Origin of the sequence: Propioniciclava sp. (assembly GCF_036744435.1) — a bacterium.
In the GTDB taxonomy this organism is placed as follows: domain Bacteria; phylum Actinomycetota; class Actinomycetes; order Propionibacteriales; family Propionibacteriaceae; genus Propioniciclava.
On record NZ_DAIOIA010000028.1, the window covers coordinates 1,762 to 6,070 of the forward strand.

Consider the following 4,309-nt stretch of genomic DNA (forward strand, 5'->3'; position numbering starts at 1 on the left):
CCGGCTCACTCGTGTCGTCGCTCTCAGGACGCCAGCCTCTCGATCAGCTCCGGGGCGATGGCGCGCAGCGCCCGCACTCCCTGCGAGCAGCGTTGTCGCACCGCCGCCGCGGACGCCCCGAGCGCACGTCCCGCGGAGGCGCTGGTGCGGCCCTCCACATAGACGCTGTGCAGCGTCGCCCGGGTCAGTTCGCTGATCGCCCCCAACTCGACTCCCTCGCGCAGCACCTCCTCGATGTCGCCCCACGCCTCCTCCACGCGCGGACGGCTCGGCGTGGTGTCGGCGTCCCAACCGGGCAACTCCACCCCCTGTTGCCGCCCTGCGGATTTCACCGATTTGAGGGTGTCGAGCACCAAGTTGGCGGCCACTCGACGGCGTCGACGCCCCAGCGGGTAGGAAGCCACACGTTCCCACATCGCCGCCAGGTAGTCCGGGAGGGTCGCCGTCGGATCCGAGGCGGCCATGAGCACCAGTTTGCCCACGAAAGCCTGCAGCACGACGCGTCCGGCCAGCCGGTCGCCGCCCCGATGCAGGGTGAGCAACCCCAGCAGGACGGCGTCGGGGTCAGCCCCGATCGCACCGAGGATTCCGGCCAAGCCCGCCTCCGTCGCCTCCCGTCCACAAGCCAGCCGCCAGCGGGCGGGAAGGGTGGTGTGCTCGTCGCACAGGGCTCCCCACTCGCGGTTCAGCGCAGTGAGCGTGGGGGTGAGGTGTTGGCGGGTCATGGTCCGACTCTGCCGAGCAGGTGTTGTCCGAAGTGTTGTCCGAACGTCACCAGGTGTTGTCCGGGTGGTGTCTGGAGGTTCGTAATTCACCACGGACACACACAGTTGAACCGGCAAGGTTGCGAAATGAACACGGCCATCCCCACACGATTGCAGCCGACGGGGGCTTGACATAATCTCGGTTGTAGCCCGGGGGGCTGCTGGTTGGGGTGCCGCAGTCCCTCGGCGCCGTACTTTACGGACCGAGTCTCAGCGTCGAGATCTAGGTGGCCCGCTCCAGCATCCGCTGCAGGAAGTCGGCCAAGTCACCAGATTCCCCGTCACGGCCACCCCGCCCCACCACCAACTCCGGCAGCGACGGCTCCAGTTTCACGCCGCGCAACCGACCCCACGTGGACGACGGCACCGTCAAGACGAACCACTCCCCCGACTCGCCGACCGCCACCGACTTCTTGTTGTTGACGTACCAACCGACCTTGTCAGTCCGCACTCGGCGGCCGTCCAGTTGCGTCGCCACCAGCGGCTCGGGCGCGATGCCACGCTCACGCGCCGTCGCGACGAACCCGTCGATCAGCACCTGCGCCGCCTGCGCCTCGCCGCGCTTGGCGCCCTCGGCCATCGCGGCCATGCGCAAGGCGTCCGCGCGGCGCTGCTCGGGAGTCGATGAGGTCACGGGTGCAGCCTACGCGTGACAACCGACAATCCTCCGCGTGCGCATCGGCAAGGCTCTGGCTACGGTGAAGCGTCACTCAACCCGGGAGGATCCGTGACCGCAACCCTCGAGGTGCACCCCGCGCACGCCGACGCCCCCTACGTCCTGGCGCTCGACGTCGGCAGTTCGGGAACCCGGTCAGGGATCTACGACCGCCTCGCACGTCCCGTCCGCGGCTTCCGGGCCAAGCGCCCGCACGCCTTCACGACGCTCGCCTCCGGGGCGTCCACCATCGACGCCGACCAGGTCACCGAGGAGATCCGCCAGGCCATCGACGCCGTCCTGGACGGCTTTACCGCCCCCATCGCGGGCGTCGCCCTCGACACGTTCGCGTCCAGCCTCGTCGGGGTCGACGCCGACGGGCACGCCATCACGCCCTGCTACACGTACGCGGACAGCCGCTGCGCCCCGCAGGTGAACTACCTCAAGAGCATCCTCAACGAGGACGCCACCCAGCAGCGCACCGGGACCCGGCAGCACACCGGCTACCTGCCCCCGCGGTTCCTGTGGCTCAAACAGAACGACCCGGGCACGTTCGCGCGCGTCCGGCGCTGGATGAGCCTCGGCGAGTACGCCTGGTGGCGGATCCTCGGCACCACCGCCGCCGGGACGTCGACGGCCGCGTGGACGGGCATGCTGGATCGCCGCAACGGAACCTGGGACGCCGCCCTCCTCGACCTCGTCGGCGTTGACGCCGAGCAACTGTCGCCCATCGCGTCCCCGCTGCAGCCCCTCACCCCGCGGACCTCCGTCGCGCGGGATTGGCCCGCGCTGGCCGATGCCCTGTGGTTCGCGCCGATTTCCGATGGGCACTCCCAATCCATCGGCGCCGGCTCGGTGGACTCGTCCATCGCCGTGCTGTCGGCGGCCACGTCCGGCGCGTTCCGCGTCCTGGTCTCGGGCGACCTGGAGAACCTGCCGCGAGGGCTGTGGTGCAACCGCGTCAACGAAGAACACTCGATCCTCGGCGGAGCTCTCAACGATGTCGGCCGGGCCGTCACCTGGCTGCACGACACCCTCAAGCTGCCCGATGCCGATGAACTGGATGCCGCCCTACAGGCGGACCCGCGCCCCGGGTTGCCCGTAGTGCTGCCGTGGTTCTCCGGGGAACGCTCGACCGGCTGGGTCGGTGAGGCGCGCGCCGTGTTCCACCGGGTCTCCGCCGCGACGACGCCGCTCGACCTGTACCGCGCCACCCTGGAGGGCGTCGCCTTGTCGTACGTACGGATCCTGCGGGAGCTGATCCTCGTGATCGGTCAGCCCCAGGAGATCATCGCCACGGGACGCGCGGCCAGCGCCCAGCCGGGCCTCATGCAGATGATCGCCGATGCGGCCGACGTGCCGGTGATCCCGCTCACGCTGAAGCGTTCGACGCTGCGCGGTACCGCCCTCTCGACGCTGCCCGTCCTGGCCCCCGACGCCACCCCGGCGCTAGCCCCGCGCGGCGAACCGTTCGAGCCGCATCCGGATCGCCTGGGGTACTACCACCGCCGCATGGAACGCTTCGGGGTCGTCTACGACAAGCTCATCGCCCACGCCAACTGACCCGCCACCCGTCCGCCGAGGACTGAGCCTGTCGGCACCGAGGACTGCCCCCTGCCTCGCCGAGGACTGAGCTTGTCGACATCGACGACTGGAGTTGAGCCGCCCAAGACGAAGCTTCTCGACGCCGAGGACTGAAGCTCCGACTGCCGAGGACCGGACCTTACAGCGTCGAGGACTGAGGCTCGCGCGGTCGAGGACTCGTGACGGTCTGCCTCAGGCCCAGGGCATCCGACGCCGCCGCGGCCGGTCCTCTCGAAGGCGCCGGTAGTCACGCGCCTCGGGGCACAGAGCATGATCGACCCGTCGGTGCCCGAGATCCCTCGACAGGCCTTCCACGAAAGTGGGCACCGCATCCACATCGGCGCTGGTCCAACGGATCACGCGGTATCCCAGCGACTCGAGTCGCGCCTGCCGCAGACCCTGTGCCGCCACCACGTCGTCCCTCGTCTCGCCTGGGCGGAGCAGCGTCGAGTACTTCACCTCGCCGTCGAACTCCGCGACCAGCCGGTGCGCCGGCCAGAAGAAGTCGCTGCGCGCGACGAACAGCACCCCGTCGAAGAACTCGTGCTGGAGCAGTGGCATGGGCAGATCGTGTTGGAGCATGAGGGCCCTCGCCATCGACTCATACGGGGACTCGCTGCGCGGATCCGCCCGGCGGGCCGCCTCTGACGCGAGCCTGCAGCCACGCCCGCCATCACTCAACCCCTCCAGAACCGGCCTGGGGACGCCCAGGCGCAGCGCGGCATCCGCGACGGCGAGCGACGGCCCGAAGCGGTAGCGGCGCATCAGATCGGACGCCGTCTGCGCGAGCGACGTGACGCAGAGGCCGTTCACCATCACGGTGCGGGGCGGGCGCTGCGGAGCGCGGTAGCGATGCACCCACCGCGTCCGGTTGCCGTGGGCGTTGCCTGGCAGCATCACGTGCGCCAGATCGAGGTGCGGCGCCCACATCGGCAGTCCGTGGACGGCCGCTGCCGACTCAAAGCAGAAGGCCGCACCGGGGGATAGCGTGCCGGCCACCGCGTGCAACTGACGCACATGCAGGTCGACGTCCGTGGAGGCGCCAGCGCGAAGGACGATGCCGCGGTGCACCCGCACCCTGGTCTCAGGAAGATCCGCCGTGTTCACCATGCCATGACGTTGGGCGTCAGACCCTCGGGCGCGTCACCAAGGGGCGCCGGTGTGGATAACTCGCATCCCTCCGCGCGCCTCGGGCCGCCCTCCTGTGGACAACCTGGCGTCCTTCCGAGCAGGCATCGAGTCCTGGAGGGTCGAATCCTCAGTCCTCGGCCTCCGGGGCCTCAGTCATCGGCGGGTCGAGCCCGAG

The 4,309-nt window shown here is 69.9% G+C and carries 4 protein-coding genes; 1 reads left to right on the forward strand and 3 read right to left on the reverse strand.

Annotation, left to right across the window (positions count from 1 at the left end; genetic code table 11):
• Positions 1-23: 23 nt before the first annotated feature.
• Complete coding sequence (locus tag V7E09_RS05470) at positions 24-725, reverse strand: RNA polymerase sigma factor (protein WP_324511592.1); 702 nt, start codon at positions 723-725, stop codon at positions 24-26.
• Positions 726-987: 262 nt separating this feature from the next.
• Entirely contained in the window at positions 988-1,398 is a 411-nt protein-coding gene (locus V7E09_RS05475; RefSeq protein ID WP_324511591.1) for a hypothetical protein, read from the reverse strand.
• 93 nt (positions 1,399-1,491) lie between these two features.
• On the opposite strand from V7E09_RS05475, the gene V7E09_RS05480 reads away from it, so the two are divergent.
• Positions 1,492-2,982 carry a gluconokinase gene (locus V7E09_RS05480; RefSeq protein ID WP_324511590.1) on the forward strand — a complete coding sequence of 497 codons (1,491 nt, stop codon included), beginning with the start codon at positions 1,492-1,494 and terminating at the stop codon, positions 2,980-2,982.
• 213 nt (positions 2,983-3,195) lie between these two features.
• On the opposite strand, the gene V7E09_RS05485 is transcribed toward V7E09_RS05480, so the two are convergent.
• Positions 3,196-4,113, reverse strand: coding sequence for a hypothetical protein (locus V7E09_RS05485; RefSeq protein WP_324511589.1), 918 nt, complete (start codon positions 4,111-4,113; stop codon positions 3,196-3,198).
• Between the last annotated feature and the right edge of the window lie 196 nt (positions 4,114-4,309).